This window comes from Roseovarius sp., assembly GCF_040223625.1.
Classification (GTDB): domain Bacteria; phylum Pseudomonadota; class Alphaproteobacteria; order Rhodobacterales; family Rhodobacteraceae; genus Roseovarius.
In genome coordinates, this window is record NZ_JAVKFX010000001.1 from 1 (window position 1) to 15,550 (window position 15,550).

17 protein-coding genes and 1 pseudogene are annotated in these 15,550 nt (G+C 65.8%); 10 read left to right on the forward strand and 8 right to left on the reverse strand.

Annotation, left to right across the window (positions count from 1 at the left end; genetic code table 11):
• The 3 genes and pseudogenes from RLN94_RS00005 to RLN94_RS00015 all read left to right on the forward strand — a co-directional run.
• Positions 1–125 (forward strand): annotated as a pseudogene (locus RLN94_RS00005) (IS630-like element ISSpo6 family transposase); the annotation flags it as partial.
• Positions 126–247: 122 nt separating this feature from the next.
• The gene (locus RLN94_RS00010; RefSeq protein WP_350130227.1) at positions 248–1,966 is read left to right on the forward strand and encodes a tetratricopeptide repeat protein; all 1,719 of its coding nucleotides are present in this window, start codon (positions 248–250) and stop codon (positions 1,964–1,966) included.
• Positions 1,953–2,798, forward strand: coding sequence for a 4-(cytidine 5'-diphospho)-2-C-methyl-D-erythritol kinase (locus tag RLN94_RS00015; protein ID WP_350130229.1), 846 nt, complete (start codon positions 1,953–1,955; stop codon positions 2,796–2,798). The genes RLN94_RS00010 and RLN94_RS00015 overlap by 14 nt, the downstream gene beginning before the upstream one ends.
• Positions 2,799–2,802: 4 nt before the next feature.
• Here RLN94_RS00015 and RLN94_RS00020 read toward each other — a convergent pair whose 3' ends face one another.
• Positions 2,803–3,804 carry a polyprenyl synthetase family protein gene (locus RLN94_RS00020; RefSeq protein WP_350130231.1) on the reverse strand — a complete coding sequence of 334 codons (1,002 nt, stop codon included), beginning with the start codon at positions 3,802–3,804 and terminating at the stop codon, positions 2,803–2,805.
• 56 nt (positions 3,805–3,860) lie between these two features.
• Here RLN94_RS00020 and RLN94_RS00025 point away from each other — a divergent pair, with 56 nt between their 5' ends.
• The 3 genes from RLN94_RS00025 (at position 3,861) to RLN94_RS00035 (ending at position 5,133) form a co-directional block, all read left to right on the forward strand.
• The gene (locus tag RLN94_RS00025) at positions 3,861–4,082 is read left to right on the forward strand and encodes a putative signal transducing protein (protein WP_350130233.1); all 222 of its coding nucleotides are present in this window, start codon (positions 3,861–3,863) and stop codon (positions 4,080–4,082) included.
• Positions 4,069–4,848 (forward strand): tRNA1(Val) (adenine(37)-N6)-methyltransferase, encoded by a 780-nt coding sequence (locus RLN94_RS00030; RefSeq protein WP_350130235.1) that lies wholly within the window; start codon positions 4,069–4,071, stop codon positions 4,846–4,848. Before RLN94_RS00025 ends, RLN94_RS00030 begins: the two co-directional genes overlap by 14 nt.
• A 114-nt stretch (positions 4,849–4,962) precedes the next feature.
• Positions 4,963–5,133, forward strand: a complete 171-nt coding sequence (locus tag RLN94_RS00035) for a YdcH family protein (protein ID WP_350130237.1) — start codon at positions 4,963–4,965, stop codon at positions 5,131–5,133.
• A 197-nt stretch (positions 5,134–5,330) separates the two neighbouring features.
• On the opposite strand, the gene phbB is transcribed toward RLN94_RS00035, so the two are convergent.
• From phbB to RLN94_RS00050, 3 genes are all read right to left on the reverse strand, one after another.
• Positions 5,331–6,053 carry an acetoacetyl-CoA reductase gene (phbB, locus tag RLN94_RS00040; RefSeq protein ID WP_350130239.1) on the reverse strand — a complete coding sequence of 241 codons (723 nt, stop codon included), beginning with the start codon at positions 6,051–6,053 and terminating at the stop codon, positions 5,331–5,333.
• Positions 6,054–6,199: 146 nt separating this feature from the next.
• Complete coding sequence (locus RLN94_RS00045; protein ID WP_350130241.1) at positions 6,200–7,375, reverse strand: acetyl-CoA C-acetyltransferase; 1,176 nt, start codon at positions 7,373–7,375, stop codon at positions 6,200–6,202.
• 139 nt (positions 7,376–7,514) lie between these two features.
• Complete coding sequence (locus RLN94_RS00050; RefSeq protein WP_350130243.1) at positions 7,515–8,354, reverse strand: EAL domain-containing protein; 840 nt, start codon at positions 8,352–8,354, stop codon at positions 7,515–7,517.
• Positions 8,355–8,456: 102 nt separating this feature from the next.
• On the opposite strand from RLN94_RS00050, the gene RLN94_RS00055 reads away from it, so the two are divergent.
• Positions 8,457–9,026: a DNA-3-methyladenine glycosylase I gene (locus RLN94_RS00055; RefSeq protein WP_350130246.1), complete on the forward strand. Its 570-nt coding sequence runs from the start codon at positions 8,457–8,459 to the stop codon at positions 9,024–9,026.
• A gap of 125 nt (positions 9,027–9,151) precedes the next feature.
• Here RLN94_RS00055 and RLN94_RS00060 read toward each other — a convergent pair whose 3' ends face one another.
• The 4 genes from RLN94_RS00060 to RLN94_RS00075 form a co-directional block, all read right to left on the reverse strand.
• Complete coding sequence (locus RLN94_RS00060; protein ID WP_350130248.1) at positions 9,152–10,018, reverse strand: alpha/beta fold hydrolase; 867 nt, start codon at positions 10,016–10,018, stop codon at positions 9,152–9,154.
• Positions 10,019–10,079: 61 nt separating this feature from the next.
• On the reverse strand, positions 10,080–10,562 hold the full coding sequence (locus tag RLN94_RS00065) for a VOC family protein (protein WP_350130250.1): 483 nt from the start codon (positions 10,560–10,562) through the stop codon (positions 10,080–10,082).
• Positions 10,563–10,582: 20 nt separating this feature from the next.
• Positions 10,583–11,254, reverse strand: coding sequence for a glutathione S-transferase family protein (locus tag RLN94_RS00070; RefSeq protein WP_350130252.1), 672 nt, complete (start codon positions 11,252–11,254; stop codon positions 10,583–10,585).
• Positions 11,251–11,985, reverse strand: a complete 735-nt coding sequence (locus RLN94_RS00075; RefSeq protein ID WP_350130254.1) for a DUF1428 domain-containing protein — start codon at positions 11,983–11,985, stop codon at positions 11,251–11,253. Before RLN94_RS00075 ends, RLN94_RS00070 begins: the two co-directional genes overlap by 4 nt.
• Positions 11,986–12,083: 98 nt before the next feature.
• Between RLN94_RS00075 and RLN94_RS00080 the strand changes: the two genes are divergently transcribed.
• The 3 genes from RLN94_RS00080 (at position 12,084) to rlmN (ending at position 15,525) form a co-directional block, all read left to right on the forward strand.
• Positions 12,084–12,749, forward strand: coding sequence for a winged helix-turn-helix transcriptional regulator (locus tag RLN94_RS00080; protein ID WP_350130256.1), 666 nt, complete (start codon positions 12,084–12,086; stop codon positions 12,747–12,749).
• Positions 12,750–12,990: 241 nt separating this feature from the next.
• Positions 12,991–14,274: a DEAD/DEAH box helicase gene (locus RLN94_RS00085; protein WP_350130258.1), complete on the forward strand. Its 1,284-nt coding sequence runs from the start codon at positions 12,991–12,993 to the stop codon at positions 14,272–14,274.
• Between the two features lie 69 nt (positions 14,275–14,343).
• Positions 14,344–15,525 carry a dual-specificity RNA methyltransferase RlmN gene (rlmN, locus tag RLN94_RS00090; protein WP_350130260.1) on the forward strand — a complete coding sequence of 394 codons (1,182 nt, stop codon included), beginning with the start codon at positions 14,344–14,346 and terminating at the stop codon, positions 15,523–15,525.
• Positions 15,526–15,550: the final 25 nt, after the last annotated feature.

The following is a 15,550-nucleotide window of genomic DNA, read 5'->3' on the forward strand; positions in this document are numbered from 1 at the left end:
ACCTGCGCAGGATCGGCGCCAGAACCTTTACAGACCTCTTCGAAGTCCTCGGAGACATCTGCGATATGTTCTCACCCAACGAATGTTGGAACTTCTTCAAGGCTGCCGGATATGTCGCAGGTTAAAATCGAAACGCTTTAAAATCGTGATCGGCCGGGGCGCGGCAAACCGCCTGCCCCGGATTGCCTTGGCCGGGCCGGCAGTCTACCTTGAGCGGCGACAGGAGATATGGAAGGCAGGCAACCCCGTGACACGCACAACGCTCTCGGTTCTCGCACTCGCAGTCGCCCTTTTGCCGGCGGGCGCACAGGTCGCCTCGGCCGACGAGGCGGTCGGCTCGTACCTTGCCGCCCGTCAGGCCAGCCTCGACAACGATTACAAGGCCGCCGCCGAGTATTTCACCAAGGCGCTGGCCGAAGATCAGTCGAACCCCGCCATCCTGGAAAGCGCCGTGGTGGCGCATGTTTCGCTGGGTCATTTCGACCAGGCCATCCCGATTTCCCGAAAGATCGAGGATGACGAGCTGCTGAGCCAGGTCGCCTTCATGGTGCTGGTGGCCGACGAGGTGAAGCGCGGGGCATATGACGACCTGCTGGACCGGTTCGAACGGGATCACGGGATCGGGTCGCTGGCCGACGGGCTGATCGCGGCGTGGGCCCAGCTTGGCAAGGGCGACATGAGCGCCGCGCTCGAGCAGTTCGATGCGGTGGCCGAAGAGAAGGGCCTGCGCAGTTTCGCCATCTACCACAAGGCGCTGGCGCTGGCTTCGGTCGGCGATTTCGAGGCCGCCGAGCAGATTTTCGCCGGCAAGTCCGACGGCCCGATGCAGCGCACCCGCCGGGGCACGATCGCCTGGGCGGAAATCCTCAGCCAGCTTGAACGCAACGAGGAGGCGGTGGCGCTGGTGGATGATGCGTTCGGCGCCGATCTGGACCCCGAGATTGCCCAGCTTCGCGAGATGCTGGTGGCGGACGAGCGGGTGCCCTTCTCGCTCATTTCGGGCGCAGAGGACGGCGTGGCCGAAGTGTTCTTTTCGCTGGGCCGGGCGCTGATTTCCGACACGAGCGAGGATTACGTCCTGCTCTATTCGCGGATTGCCGAGTATCTCAACCCCGAGCACATCGATTCCGTGATGATGACGGCCGAGCTGTTCGAGTCGCTGGGCCGCTATCAGTTGGCCACGGATACCTACAAGTCGGTGCCGCGCGATCATCCCTCCTTCACCGCGGCCGAGATGGGCCGCGCCGAGGCGCTGCGCCGGGCCGACCGGACGGATGCGGCGGTCGAGGTGCTGGAACAGCTTTCGGAATCCCACCCGGAGTTGCCGGCCGTGCATGTGTCGGCCGGCGATCTTTACCGCCAGCTCGAACGGTTCGGTGCGGCGGCGTCGGCCTATGAGCGGGCGCTCGACCGGTATTCCGAGGATGCCGAGGAGCAGTGGTTCGTGCATTACGCGCGGGCCATATGCTACGAGCGGCTGGGCGAGTGGGAGAAGGCGGAATCCGATTTCCGCCGGGCGCTGGAACTGAACCCGGAACAGCCGCAGGTGCTGAACTATCTCGGCTACTCGCTGGTGGAGAAGCAGATCAAGCTGGACGAGGCGCTGGACATGATCGAGCGTGCCGTCGCCAAGCAGCCGAACAGCGGCTATATCGTCGACAGCCTGGGCTGGGTCCTCTACCGGCTGGGCCGCTACGAGGAGGCCGTGGAACACATGGAGCGCGCTGCCGAACTGATGCCGGTGGACCCCGTGGTGAACGATCACCTGGGTGACGTTCTGTGGGCCGTGGGGCGCAAGAACGAGGCGGAATTCCAATGGAAGCGCGCCCTGTCCTTCGTCGATCAGGAGAAACCCTCGCCCGATATCAAGCCCGACCGCATCCGCCGCAAGCTCGAGGTGGGGCTGGACGTGGTGCTCGAGGAAGAGGGCTCGCCGCCGCTGGAGATCGTCGATGACGGTGGTTGAGGCCTTTGTTCCGGCAAAGGTCAACCTGACATTGCACGTGACGGGCCAGCGCGACGACGGGTTCCACACGCTCGATTCGCTCGCGATGTTCGCCGATATCGGCGACCGCATGACCATTACCATGCCGGGCGACTACAAGCTGACGGTCGAGGGGCCGATGGCGGAAGGCGTGCCCGAAGACGAGACCAACCTCGTGCTGCGGGCGGCGCGGATGATGCGGATCAACGCTGATATCGTTCTGGAAAAGCACCTGCCGAATGCCGCGGGGCTTGGCGGCGGGTCGGGCGATGCGGCGGCCACGCTGCGGGTGCTGTCGGGGTTTTCCGGCCAGCCGGTCCCGGGCGACGGGATCGAGCTGGGGGCCGACGTTCCGTTGTGCCTGCAATCCGAGGCCGCGCGGGTGACGGGGATCGGCGACACGGTGACGCCGGTGCCGAACCTGCCGCCGCTCGACGCGGTGCTGGTGAACCCGCGCCTGCCGGTGCTGACGGCGGAGGTGTTCAAGCGATTGAAGCACAAGGTCAACCGGCCGATGCCCGAGGAGATTCCGGCGTTCGAGACCTCGGCGGAGCTGATCGAGTGGCTGCGCGGGATGCGGAACGACCTGCAGGAGCCGGCGATCGAGGCCGAGCCGGTGATCCAACAGGTGTTCGAGACGCTGGAGCGGACGCCGGGCTGTCAGCTTGCGCGCATGTCCGGCTCTGGCGGAACCTGTTTCGGCATCTACAAGGACGCGGAAACCGCAGGATCGGCGGCGGGCCGGTTGCAGGAGAGCTTTCCCTCGTGGTGGGTGCGGGCGACGCGGCTGAACGCGCCCAACCTGTTCGGCTGACCGCTCAGGTCAGCCGCGCGACCACGTAATCCGCCAGTTCGATCAGCATCCGCCGTACCTCGTGTTCCGGCAGTTTGCCCATCGCCGCCTTGGCCCGTTCGGCCCAGGCAAGCGCGTCGTCGCGGGTGCGGTCGAGCGCGTCGTGGCGGCCGAGAATGTCGAGCGCCTCCTCGAGGTCGCCGTCGCGCTGGTCGCCCTTCTCGATGGTGCGGTTCCAGAAGGCGCGCTCCTCGTCCGTGGCACCCGCCACGGCCTTGATCACCGGCAGGGTCAGCTTGCGCTCGCGGAAATCGTCACCGACATTCTTGCCGGTGGCCTTGGCGTCGCCCTGGTAGTCGAGCAGGTCGTCGGCGATCTGGAAGGCGATGCCGAGCGCGTCGCCGTAATCGTAGAGCGCCCTGATCCGGTCTTCGCCGGCGTTCGAGATCACGCCGCCGACCTCGGTCGCGGCCGAAAACAGGGCCGCCGTCTTGCCGCGCACCACCTGGAGGTAGATGTCTTCATCGGTCTTGAGGTCGCGGGCAGCGCTGAGTTGCAGCACCTCGCCCTCGGCAATGGTGGCCGCGGCGTTCGACAGGATGTCGAGCACCCGCAGGTTGCCGGTCTCGACCATGAGCTGGAACGCCCGCGCGAACAGGTAGTCACCCACCAGCACGCTTGACTTGTTGTCCCACAGCAGGTTCGCCGTGGGGCGGCCGCGGCGCTGCTGGCTTTCGTCGACCACGTCATCATGTAGCAGGGTGGCGGTGTGGATGAATTCGACCGTTGCGGCGAGGTTGACGTCGAAATCGCCGTCATACCCGCACATGTCGGCCGTCGCCAGCGTCAGCATGGGACGCAGGCGCTTGCCGCCCGCCTCGACCAGGTGCGCCGTGACCTCCGGAATGCGGGGCGCGTGGCGCGAGGCCATGCGGTCGCGGATCAGGGTGTTGACCGCCTCGAGCCGCCCCGCGAGATGCCGCGCGAGTTCCTCGTGTGGTTTGGTAGAGGCGTGATCCAGTCCCATTCAACTCACCGTCACACGGCTCGACAAACCGTGCCCCCTCGCCTTATCTCTTGGCCATGAAACAGCTTTTGCGCACCAACGACCCGGCCTCGATCGCCTTTGCCAAGGCGCTGCTTCAGGGCGAGGGTATAGACTGCTTTGAAATGGACGTAAATATGAGCGTGCTCGAAGGGTCGATCGGGATATTTCCGCGGCGGATCATGGTGGCGGATTCCGATTACGAGGACGCGGTGCGCACCCTGACCGACAACGGGATCGAGGTTGATGACGGGGGCTGAGCCGGTCGACGGGGACGTGACCACCAACGATTTTCTCGGGGGGACGTTGCGGATCGTCCAGCCCAGGCTGGGCTACCGCGCGGGGATCGACGCGGTGTTGCTGGCGGCGGCTGTGCCCGCGCAGCCGGGCCACAGCGTTCTCGACCTGGGCTGTGGCGTGGGCGTCGCGGCGCTGTGCCTTGGTCGCCGGGTTCCGGGGATGCGGCTGGTGGGGCTGGAACTTCAGCCCGATTATGCCGAGCTTGCCGTTCACAACGCGGCCGAGAATGCGCTGCTGTTCGAGGTGCACGAGGGCGACCTGTCGGACATGCCCCGGATGCTGCGCCAGCAACAATTCGATCACGTCATCGCCAACCCGCCCTATTTCGACCGCGCCGCCGGCACGCCCGCCACCGATGCCGGGCGCGAGACGGCGATGGGCGAGCGGACGCCGTTGGCCGAATGGGTGAAACAGGCGGCCCGGCGTTGTGCGCCGGGCGGGCATGTCAGCCTGATCCACCGGGCCGAGCGGCTGCCGGAGCTGCTGACCGAGGTCGCGCGGCATCTCGGGAGTATCGAGCTTTTGCCGCTCATCCCGCGCCGGGGGCGCGATGCGAGGCTGGTGCTGATCCGGTCGCGTAAGGGCGGGCGTGCGGAGTTTCGCCTGCATGACGGCTGGATTCTGCACGAGGGGGGAGCGCATCCGGGAGACCGTGAAAACTATACCGCGGCGACGGCCTCGGTGCTGCGGCACGGGCAGGCATTGCCGTTTTCCGGCTCATTTTAACAGCATTTGAATCGCATAGTTTCGCCGATGCTGCGCGCGCAGCGTGACAGAGTCATAAATCTGTGATGCACTGAATACGTGCATAACGCACATTAGCAACGAGAGGAGACGCCAATGAGCTTGAGTTCACATGTCGAGGAACTGAAGAAGAAACATCAAACCCTCTCCGACCGGGTAGAAGAAGTGCAGCGCTCACCGGGCGCGTCCGACTTCGAAATCGCCGAACTCAAGAAACAGAAACTGCGCCTCAAGGAAGAGATCGCACGCCTGTCGGAAGACGCCTGAACGACGTCTTCCGCCCCTGAATTGCCGAGGTTGATGACAGCCGTCATGGCGTGAATTCACGGGCCTGATCCAACAGATAGCCAGTCGCGCATCGACGCGACGAGCGAGCGTTTTGTGCGCCGCCAAACCTCACGAAACACCACCACGAAACGGAAAGGGGCCGGCCCCGATGTTGCTGGTGGCATGTCGGCAGAGGATCAGCCGAAGAACTGGGCACCGTTGGCCGAGATCGTCGAGCCGTTGATGAACTGCGCGTCGTCGGAGGCGAGGAAGGTCACGCAGCGGGCGATCTCTTCCGGCTCGCCGAGGCGGCCGGCGGGAATCTGGGCGACGATCGATTCGCGCACCTTCTCCGGCACGGCCATCACCATCTCGGTGGCGATGTAGCCGGGGCAGACGGCGTTGGCGGTGATGCCGGCGCGTGCGCCTTCCTGGGCCAGGCTGCGAACGATGCCGATATCGCCTGCCTTGGTGGCGGCATAGTTGACCTGTGCGAACTGGCCCTTCTGACCGTTGATCGAACTGATAACGATGACGCGGCCGAACTTGCGTTCGCGCATGCCGGGCCAGACCGGGTGAACCGTGTTGAACACGCCGGTCAGGTTGGTGTCGATCACCTCCTGCCATTGCTCGGGGCTCATCTTGTGGAAGGGCGCGTCACGGGTGATGCCGGCATTGGCGACGACGATGTCGATCGGGCCGAGCTCTTCCTCGACCTTGGCGATGCCGGCCTTGCTGGCCTCGTAATCGGCCACGTTCCACTTGTAGGTCTTGATGCCGGTGGCCTCGGTGAAGGCGGCGGCCTTTTCGTCATTGCCGGCATAGGTGGCGGCGACGTTGTAGCCTTCGGCCTTCAGCGCTTTGGAAATCGCCTCGCCGATGCCGCGGCTGCCGCCGGTCACGAGTGCAGTTCTTGCCATGGTTCTCCTCCAGTCTTGTCTTCGCTGTCGGTAACGCTGTTACCTTTCGGGTTTTGTTCGCGCAATAATGTTGCTCAAAGATCGGCGGCAGGTGCAAGGGCAAATGAAAAGGGCGCCCGAGGGCGCCCCATCCTGCCGATCTCCGGTCAGTCGCGTTCGACGCACATGGCGACGCCCATGCCGCCGCCGATGCAGAGCGTGGCGAGCCCCTTCTTGGCGTCGCGGCGCTTCATCTCGAAGAGCAAGGTGTTGAGCACGCGGCAGCCCGAGGCGCCGATCGGGTGGCCGATGGCGATGGCGCCGCCGTTGACGTTTACGATCGACGGGTCCCAGCCCATGTCCTTGTTCACGGCACAGGCCTGGGCGGCGAAGGCTTCGTTGGCTTCGACGAGGTCGAGGTCATCGACGCTCCAGCCGGCTTTCTCCAGCGCCTTGCGGCTGGCGCTGATCGGGCCCACGCCCATGATCGACGGGTCGAGCCCGGCGGTGGCGTAGGAGGCGATGCGCGCGAGCGGTTCGATGCCGCGCTTCTCGGCGTCGTCGGCGCTCATCAGCAGGACGGCGGCGGCGCCGTCATTGATGCCCGAGGCGTTGGCGGCGGTGACGGAGCCGTCTTTCGTGAAGGCCGGGCGCAGTTTCTGCATGGCCTCCATGGTGGCGCCGTGGCGGATGTATTCATCCTTGTCGACCACGATGTCGCCCTTGCGCGTGGTGACCGTGAAGGGGGTGATTTCGTCCTGGAACTTGCCGGCGTTCTGGGCGGCTTCGGCCTTGTTCTGCGAGGCGACGGCGAATTCGTCCTGCATCTCGCGGGTGATCTGCCACTGGTTGGCGACGTTCTCGGCGGTCTGGCCCATGTGGTAGCCGTTGAAGGCGTCCCAGAGGCCGTCGCGGATCATCGTGTCGATGTATTTCACGTCGCCCATCTTGTGCCCGGCGCGCAGGTGGGCGGCGTGGGGCGAGAGGGTCATGTTTTCCTGGCCGCCGGCGGCGATGATGCTGGCATCGCCGAGCTGGATGTGCTGGGCGCCGAGGGCCACGGCGCGCAGGCCCGAGCCGCAGACCTGGTTGATGCCCCAGGCGGCGCTTTCGATGGGCAGGCCGGCGTTGACATGGGCCTGGCGGGCCGGGTTCTGGCCCTGGGCGGCGGTGAGCACCTGGCCGAGGATGGTTTCGGAGACTTCGGCCTTGTCGATGCCCGCACGTTCGACGATGGCTTCGAGCACGGCGGTGCCGAGGTCATGGGCCGGGGTGTTGGCAAAAGCGCCGCTGAACGAGCCGACGGCGGTGCGTGCCGCGGATGCGATAACTACGTTGGTCATGTCTTCCTCCACCAGGTGACTGCGTGACCGGAGGCGTCCCGGCGCCCGCCATGGGTGCCTGTGCGGACTCCCCCGCCTTGGCTGGGGTGATACCGCATGGCTTGGGGCCCGGCAACGGTTGGATTGTCACAGTCGGATGTCAGGCGGTGGCGCTCTCGCCGGTCTCGGTATCCCAGGGCGGGCGGACAGTGGGGGCGCCGAAGAAGTAGCCCTGCAGGCAGTCCATGCCGATGTTCTGGAGGAAGGCCGCATCCTCGGCGGTTTCGACGCTTTCGGCGATGCAGACCATGTCGAACTGTTCGGCGACGGACATGAGCGCGCCAGTCAGGACCTGGTTGTCGGGGTCGCGGGCGATGCCGCGGATGAACTGGCCGTCGATCTTGAGGATGTCGAAGTAGAACTGCTTGAGATAGCGGAAGGAGGTGTAGCCCGAACCGAAATCGTCGAGCGCGAAGCTGACGCTTTCGGCCTGCATCTCGGTCATGAAATTGACCACCAGCTCGGGCACGACGATGGCCGAGCTTTCGGTGATCTCGAGGATCAGGCGTTCGCCCGCGGTGGGGTCGGCGCGCAGGCCCTTGCGCAGGGTCCGCAGCCAGCGCGGATAGCCGATCGAGCGGGCCGACATGTTGATGGCGAGCCGCAGGTCGGGATAGTCGTGCATCGCTTTCAGCCCCTGTTCCAGCGCGATGCAGTCGATGATGCGGCCGGTTTCGGTCGTCTCGATCTCGGCGATGAAGTCGCAGGCGGGAATGATCCGGCCGGTGCTGTCCATCACCCGGATTAATCCTTCGTAAAAGGCGGGCTTGTTCGGCGCGCCGGCGGGCACGATGGCCTGGTTGGCCAGCATCGCGCGATCGTTCTGGACCGCGTCGGTTACCATTTCGATAACCGACCGGTCTCGGCTGGTCACGGCGAAGTTCAGCGGGCTGTCATGCCCGGCCGGAATATCGGCCCAGAGATTCGGGTCTTGCCCCATGTGCGCGCTCCTGATTGCACCCGCTTCACAGGGTGGGGCGCAGCCGCTAAGGAAGGCTTAAAGCGCGAATTTGAGCAACCGGGCCGGTCGGGGAGGGCAGTGATGGGCGAAAGATGCGGCTGGGTGGGCAATGACCCGCTTTACGAGGCCTATCACGACACCGAGTGGGGCGTGCCCGAATGGGACAGCCGGGCGCTTTGGGAGAAGCTGATCCTCGACGGGTTTCAGGCGGGGCTGAGCTGGATCACCATCCTGCGCAAGCGCGACAATTTTCGCGCGGCTTTTCAGGGGTTTGATCCGAATGTGATTGCCGGCTGGGGCGAGGCGGAGGTGCAGCGCTGCCTGGCCGATCCGGGGATCATCCGGCACCGGGGGAAGATCGAGGCGACGATTGCCAATGCCCGTGTGTGGCAGGAGATCGAGGCGGAGCAGGGGTTCGATACGTACCTTTGGGCCCATGTCGGCGGGCGGCCGATCCAGAACCGGTTCGAGAGCCTTGCGGAGGTGCCGACCGAGACGGAAATTTCGCGAGCAATTTCAAAGGATTTGAAGAAAAGAGGCTTCAAGTTCTGCGGGCCGACGATCGTTTATGCCTTCATGCAGGCGGTGGGGATGGTGAACGATCACCTGGTTACCTGCCCCTGTCACGAGCCGGTTCGGAAGCTGGGCTGAGGGCCGAAAAACCAACGTCGGTATAACGTCGGTATTTTGTCGGTATTGCGTCGGTGCGGGCGCGGTGCGGGCGCGGTGCGGGCGCGGTGCTCGTCCGGCCTTTCGGCCGGCCTCGCGGGGGGTGATCAGTTGCCGGCGGGGGCGGGGGTATCGAGGAAGGCCTCGATCATCGGGAGCAGCGCGGGCTGTTCGAGGATCGTCATGTGCGTCGTGTCCGGCAGGATCGCGAGCTGTGCCCCGGGGATCGTGCGGAAGAGGTGGAGCGCGTGCTCGGGCAGGATGAAATCGGTATCGCCATTGACCACGAGCACCGGCACGGCGATGCCGGCGATGCGGTCGTCGGGCCAGCCCCAGTCGGAGGTGATGAAGGCGGTCATCTTCTGCATGGTCTGCGGCACGGTTTCGGCGCCGCCGGGGTTCTTGGCCGCGATCTCGGCCGCCATGTCGGCGAAATCCGCTTCGCTGGGCATGAGGGCCAGCACGTCCGGAGAGGGCTGGTAGTTCGGATCCTTCTGCATTTCGATCATGCCGGGCATGAAGCCCGAGGGCTGTGACGCGGTGGAGATGGCGACGACCGAGGCGACGCGCTCGGGGGCGTTCACGGCAAGTTCCAGCGCCAGCATGCCGCCGGCGGAGAAGCCCACCACGTGAACCCGGTCGACCGAGAGCGCGTCGAGCACGCCCAGCGTGTCGCGGCGCATGGTCTCGGCCGTGAGGGGGCCGTCGTGCAGGGGCGTGTGGCCGTGGCCCTGCTGTTCGACGCCGATCACCGTGTGGGTTTCGGTCAGCGCGGGCAGCATGGCGCCGTAGCTGGCCTCGAAGCTCATCATGCCGCCGTGAAGCATGAGCACAGGCACGGGGTCGGGGGTGAGTTCGCCGTGAACCTCGTAATGGATGTCGTGCCCGTCGACGGTGGCGATGTCTGCCCGTGCGGGGGCGGCAAGCGTGACGAGGGCGAGCGGCAGGGCGGCGGCCCGGGATAAGCGTTTCATCGGGGAGTGTCCTGTTGATTGCGATGCCCGGGGCCGGGGCCCCGGGCAATGTGCCGTGAGGTCAGCCGCGGCGGGCGGCCTCGATGGTGGCGACGTCGATCTTCTTCATCGGCATCATCGCCTGGAAGGCGCGGCTGGCCTCTTCCCCGCCGGCGGCGAGCGCGTCGGTCAGGACGCGCGGGGTGATCTGCCAGGAGATGCCCCACTTGTCCTTGCACCAGCCGCATTGCGATTCCTGCCCGCCATTGCCGACGATGGCGTTCCAGTAGCGGTCGGTTTCCTCCTGGTCGTCGGTGGCGATCTGGAAGGAGAACGCTTCGGAATGGGTGAACATCTCGCCGCCGTTGAGGCCGAGGCAGGGGATGCCCATGACCATGAAAGTGACGGTGATGACGTTGCCCTTCTTGCCGCCTGGATAGTCGGAGGGCGCGCGGTGGACGCCCGTGACCTTGCTGTCCGGGAAGGTCGCGGCGTAGAAATTCGCGGCCTCCTCGGCATCGTCGGTGTACCACAGGCAGACGGAGTTCTTCGGAGTGGTGGTCATTGCATCGGCTCCTCCGGCGGTCAGGCGGTTTCGGTTTCGCGGGCCGCGTCGGCGGCCTGCCAGTGGGCCATGTGATCGCGCAGGGCGCGCTTGAAGGCGGGCCGGTCGGTGGCGCGGTCGACATAGGCGGTGAGCGCCTTGTGCTCGGCGAGCCCGTCTTCGGACGCGACGTTGCGCAGGGTGTCGATCGTGGCGATGTCGGCGATGCTGAACTCGCCGGCGATCCACTCCCGGTCGGCCATCCGCCTTTCGAAGGCGTCGAGCCGGGTTTTCGCGAAGGCGAAGGCGTGGTCGATGACTTCGCCAGCCGGGGGCGGGCCGAAGAAATCGGGGAACTTCTGCGCCAGCAGCATGACCTGCCAGTGCATCGTCGCCATCTCGAGCGTGTTCAGGGCGGCGAAGAGCCATTGCGTGATCTCGGCGCGCCTGTCGTCGGGGAAGAGCGCGCTGCCCTGGGTCACGTGCTGAAGGATGGCGCCGGATTCGAAGAGGATCAGGTCGCCGTCCTTGATGATGGGCACCTGGCCGAAGGGCTGCATCGCCAGGTGCGCCTCGGTTTTCGGGTGCGAGGGCACGGTGGCGGTGTCATAGGGGCGGCCGATCTCCTCCAGCGCCCAGCGGATGCGGAGGTCGCGGACGAAGCCGCGGGGGAAGTCGGGGACCCAGTCGAGGGTGTAGAGTGTCAGTGTCATGCCGCCCTCGCGATTTCTGCGGAATCGAAGAGCGGCTCGAACCCGGCATACATCATGCGCGAGGCGTCGAAGGGCATTTTCGACATGTCGAAATCCGACATCTGCTCCTGCATCTTCTTGGTGGCGGCGTCGCAGGTGGCGCGATCGGGCCAGGTGATCCAGCTGAAGAGCGGCATTTCCCCCTTCTCGGCCTTGGTGGCGCGGAAGAAGTCGGTCACCTTGCCCTCGGGAACGAAATCGCCCCAGTTCTCGACCATGCCGGTGGCGCCGAACTGTTCGAACATCTGCCAGCCTTCATCGGCCATCTCGGCATAGGCCTGGCGGTTCTTTTCCGGCACGGCGAGGACGAAGCCCTGGTAATAGCCGGCATCGGTGAGCTTGCCGCGTTCGTAGACGGGTTCGAAGCCGCCATAGATCATCCGGCTGCCGTCGAAGGGCATCTCCGACATGCTGGCCATGGCCGGGTCGGACATGATCTTTTCCCAGCCGGCTTCCGCGGCCGCCTTGTCGGGCCATTCGATCCAGGCGAAGACGACGGTCTCATCCTCTTTCGCCTGCACCGCATCGTGGAAGTCGGTGTTCATGCCCTTGGGCACGTCGGCGCCCCAGGTTTCGATCATGCGAAGGGCGCCGTGGGGTTTGAACAGGGTCCATGCCTCGGCGCAGTGGTCGATATAGGCCTGCTTGTTGGCGGTGGGCACGGCCGCGACGGAGGCGGTGTAATAGGTCATCTCGCGTTTTCCTTTGTCCTGAACGGGGCGGTCCGAATCGGGCCCGCTGACCTAGCGTGACACTTGCAGTATGAAAAAACAACTGTTAGTATGGAAACATGACTGAACAGGCGAAAACCCCCCGCCTTCGCTATGACGAAGGCTGTCTTGCCGCCCATGCGCTGAACCTGATCGGGGATCGCTGGGCGCTGCTGGTGGTGCGCGAGCTGGTGTTCGCGCCGAAGCGGTTCCAGATGATCCGGGCCGGGCTGCCGGGGATCACGGCGAGCGTGCTGACCGGGCGGCTGGGGCAGCTGGTCGAGGCCGGGGTGGTGGCGCATGACACGCGGCTGGGGATCTACAGCCTGACGGAGGCCGGGCACGGGTTGTTGCCGGTGCTGGAGGCGCTGTGCCGCTGGGCGCTGATGGTGCCGGGGCATGACCCCAGCCGGTTCATCAGCCCGACGGCGCTGATGATCTCTATGGGGGTGAACCTGTTGCCCGAAGAGGCCGGGGCGGCCGTGGCCGGGTTCGATTTCGGCAACGAGGCGTTCGAAATGCGGGTTGTGGACGGCAATGTAGTGACGCGGGCGGTGGAACGGCCGGAGGCGCCCTTCGTGTTGAAGGGCAACGGGAACGGGATGGCCTCGGCCGTCTACGGGCGGCTGTCGCTGGCGGAGCTGGAGGAAAACGGGCGGGTGAGTGTGCGTGGCGATGCCGCTGCGGCGCAGCGATTCGTCGGCATGTTCGGCCTCCGGCGGGAGGGGGGCGACGTAAATGCTTGACATGCGGGGCGTTTGCCCCCATGTGAGCGCTGTCGCTGCGCAGCCGCGTGAGCTTGCCGTGCCCCGATACCGGGCCATCAGCGACACCATACTTTCTAGGTCCCCATCACGCAGGGTTCTTGACGCGACGGCCGGATGGCGCGGGAGACGCCCGCCCGTTCCGAGGCCAGCGCAAACCCTCGACGGTCGCGATGCGGCCAGACGCAAAGGCCGCAGGGACGCGGCCCAAGAAGGATACCCTTTGCAAGATTTTTCCGAATTCGGCCTGTCGCCGAACATCATCGCCGCGCTGACTCGCGCCGGCATCGACAAACCGACCCCGATCCAGACCAAGGCGATTCCGCCGGCGCTGGAGGGGCATGACATCATGGGGCTGGCGCAGACCGGCACCGGCAAGACGCTGGCCTTCGGCCTGCCGCTGGTGGAGCATCTGCTGGCCAACCCCGGCAAGCCGCTGCCGAAGACGGTGAAGGCGCTGGTTCTGGCGCCGACGCGCGAGCTGGTGAACCAGATCGCCGACAACCTGCGCCCGCTGACCGAGGGCACCAAGCTGCGGGTCTTTACCGTGGTGGGCGGCCAGTCGATCAACAAGCAGATCGCGGCGCTGAGCCGGGGAACGGATATCCTGGTGGCCACGCCGGGCCGTCTGATCGACCTGATGGATCGCGGCTCGGTCGACCTGAGCCAGGCGAAATCACTGGTGCTGGACGAGGCGGACCAGATGCTCGACATGGGGTTCATCCATGCGCTGCGGAAGATCGCGCCGAAGCTGGGTACGCCGCGCCGGACCATGCTGTTCTCGGCCACGATGCCGAAGCAGATGGAGGAGCTGTCGGGCGCCTACCTGACCAACCCGGTGAAGGTGCAGGTGGCGCCCCCGGGCAAGGCCGCCGACAAGATCACCCAGTCGGTGCATTTCCTCGACAAGGGCGACAAGCCCGGCAAGCTGCGCGAGATCCTGACGATGAACAGCGACGCGCTGACGCTGGTTTTCGCGCGCACCAAGCATGGCGCCGAGAAGCTGATGAAGGGGCTGGTGCGCGACGGATACAACGCCGCCTCGATCCACGGCAACAAGAGCCAGGGCCAGCGCGACCGCGCCATCAAGGCGTTCCGCGAGGGCACGGTGACGGTTCTGGTGGCGACGGACGTGGCCGCGCGGGGAATCGACATTCCCGACGTGGGCTATGTCATCAACTACGACCTGCCGGAGGTGCCGGACAATTACGTGCACCGGATCGGGCGGACCGCGCGGGCCGGCCGTGAGGGCGAGGCGATTGCCTTCTGCGCGCCGGAGGATGCGGACCTGCTGCACCAGATCCAGCGGCTGATGAAGATCGAGGTGCCGGTGGCCAGCGGCGAGAGCCCGCTGCCGGCCAATGGCGCACGCGGACCGCGCCGGGGTGGCGGCCAGGGTCGTCGTCGCGGCGGCGGGGGCGGAGGTGGCAACCCGGCCGCCAACAACGCCCCCGGCGGGGCGCCCAAGCGCAACCGCCGCAGGCGCCGCCGGAGCAACGCCGCGTAAGGGAAACCTTTTGGAATCGGCGTGCAGATCGTATATCTGCACGCATCTGAGAACAGGACTGCCAGAGCCATGACCGACAGTGCCCCCATCACCCAGGATGTGCTGACGATCCCCCGGAAGCTTCCGGAGGGGCCGGTGAATATCGTCGGGCTGACCCGTGACGGTTTGCGCGATGCGCTGATCGCCAATGGCACGCCGGAGAAGCAGGCCAAGATGCGGGTCAACCAGATCTGGCAGTGGGTCTACTGGTGGGGCGTGCGGGATTTCGAGGCGATGACGAACCTGTCGAAGGCGTATCGCGCGCAGTTGGCCGAGAAGTTCGTCATCGAGATTCCCGAGATGGTGAGCAAGCAGGTCAGCGCGGACGGGACACGCAAGTATCTCGCCCGCATCGCCGGCGGTCACGAGGTCGAGGTGGTGTATATCCCCGAGACCGACCGGGGGACGCTGTGCATCTCCTCCCAGGTGGGCTGTACGCTGACCTGTTCCTTCTGTCACACCGGCACGCAGAAGCTGGTGCGGAACCTGACCGCCGGGGAGATCGTGGGTCAGGTGATGATGGCGCGCGACGACCTGGGCGAGTGGCCCAGGCCCGGCGAGGGGGCGGGGGAGAAGCCGCGTTTGCTGTCGAACATCGTGCTGATGGGGATGGGCGAGCCGCTTTACAATTTCGACAACGTGCGGGACGCGATGAAGATCGCCATGGATGGCGAGGGGATTTCCCTGAGCCGCCGGCGGATCACGCTGTCGACCTCCGGCGTGGTGCCGGAGATCGCCAAGACGGCCGAGGAGATCGGTTGCATGCTGGCGGTGAGTTTCCACGCCACCACCGACGAGGTGCGCGACAAGCTGGTGCCGATCAACAGGAAGTGGAACATCGCCACGTTGCTGGAGGCGCTGAAGGCCTATCCGAAGGCGTCGAATTCCGAGCGGATCACGTTCGAGTACGTGATGCTGAAGGATGTGAACGACAGCGACGAGGATGCGCGGCGGCTGGTGCAGCTGATCAAGGGCATCCCGGCGAAGATCAACCTGATCCCGTTCAACGAATGGCCCGGCGCCCCGCACCAGCGGAGCGACTGGGAGCGGATCGAGCGGTTTGCCGATATCGTCTACAAGGCGGGATATGCCAGCCCGATCCGGACGCCGCGGGGCGAGGACATCATGGCGGCCTGCGGGCAGCTCAAGTCGGCGACCGAACGGCAACGGAAATCGCGCCAGGCCATCGAGGCCGAGGCGGGGATGGGCTGACGGGATTCCGTCCCGGCGGGGGCGG

Coding starts and splice junctions, on each gene's coding strand:
- RLN94_RS00015 (WP_350130229.1), top strand. CDS start 1,953: ATGACGGTGGTTGAGGCCTTTGTTCCGGCAAAGGTCAACCTGACATTG.
- RLN94_RS00070 (WP_350130252.1), bottom strand. CDS start 11,254: ATGACACTGACACTCTACACCCTCGACTGGGTCCCCGACTTCCCCCGC.
- RLN94_RS00065 (WP_350130250.1), bottom strand. CDS start 10,562: ATGACCACCACTCCGAAGAACTCCGTCTGCCTGTGGTACACCGACGAT.
- phbB (WP_350130239.1), bottom strand. CDS start 6,053: ATGGCAAGAACTGCACTCGTGACCGGCGGCAGCCGCGGCATCGGCGAG.
- RLN94_RS00060 (WP_350130248.1), bottom strand. CDS start 10,018: ATGAAACGCTTATCCCGGGCCGCCGCCCTGCCGCTCGCCCTCGTCACG.
- RLN94_RS00080 (WP_350130256.1), top strand. CDS start 12,084: ATGACTGAACAGGCGAAAACCCCCCGCCTTCGCTATGACGAAGGCTGT.
- RLN94_RS00025 (WP_350130233.1), top strand. CDS start 3,861: ATGAAACAGCTTTTGCGCACCAACGACCCGGCCTCGATCGCCTTTGCC.
- RLN94_RS00050 (WP_350130243.1), bottom strand. CDS start 8,354: ATGGGGCAAGACCCGAATCTCTGGGCCGATATTCCGGCCGGGCATGAC.
- rlmN (WP_350130260.1), top strand. CDS start 14,344: ATGACCGACAGTGCCCCCATCACCCAGGATGTGCTGACGATCCCCCGG.
- RLN94_RS00075 (WP_350130254.1), bottom strand. CDS start 11,985: ATGACCTATTACACCGCCTCCGTCGCGGCCGTGCCCACCGCCAACAAG.
- RLN94_RS00055 (WP_350130246.1), top strand. CDS start 8,457: ATGGGCGAAAGATGCGGCTGGGTGGGCAATGACCCGCTTTACGAGGCC.
- RLN94_RS00045 (WP_350130241.1), bottom strand. CDS start 7,375: ATGACCAACGTAGTTATCGCATCCGCGGCACGCACCGCCGTCGGCTCG.
- RLN94_RS00035 (WP_350130237.1), top strand. CDS start 4,963: ATGAGCTTGAGTTCACATGTCGAGGAACTGAAGAAGAAACATCAAACC.
- RLN94_RS00030 (WP_350130235.1), top strand. CDS start 4,069: ATGACGGGGGCTGAGCCGGTCGACGGGGACGTGACCACCAACGATTTT.
- RLN94_RS00020 (WP_350130231.1), bottom strand. CDS start 3,804: ATGGGACTGGATCACGCCTCTACCAAACCACACGAGGAACTCGCGCGG.